Source organism: Stenotrophomonas sp. SrG (assembly GCF_050031795.1).
In the GTDB taxonomy this organism is placed as follows: Bacteria; Pseudomonadota; Gammaproteobacteria; order Xanthomonadales; family Xanthomonadaceae; genus Stenotrophomonas; species Stenotrophomonas rhizophila_A.
Genome location: NZ_JBNBBE010000262.1, coordinates 1 through 272, shown reverse-complemented (window position 1 = coordinate 272; position 272 = coordinate 1). Strand labels below are relative to the sequence as shown.

Annotated in this window: 1 protein-coding gene; it reads left to right on the top strand. The window is 64.7% G+C overall.

Annotated elements, in window-relative coordinates; translation table 11 throughout:
• Positions 1–272: efflux RND transporter permease subunit (locus ACQG3P_RS19770; RefSeq protein WP_426805992.1), on the top strand; the 272-nt coding region annotated here is incomplete at both ends.

Below are 272 nucleotides of genomic sequence, written 5' to 3'. Positions count from 1 at the left end.
TGGCCGCGCGCCTGCTCAAGCCGCACGATGCGGCCAAGGATGCGCCGACCCGCATCATCGACCGCCTGGTCGGCTGGGTATTCCGTCCGTTCAACCGCTTCTTCAAGTCCAGCTCGGAGAAGTACGAGCGCGGCGTGTCGACGATCCTGGGTCGTCGTGGCGCCGTTTTCCTGGTGTATGCGGTGCTGCTGGTCGCCACCGGTTTCATCTTCATGGTGGTGCCGCCGGGCTTCATCCCGACCCAGGACAAGCTGTACCTGATCGCCGGTGTG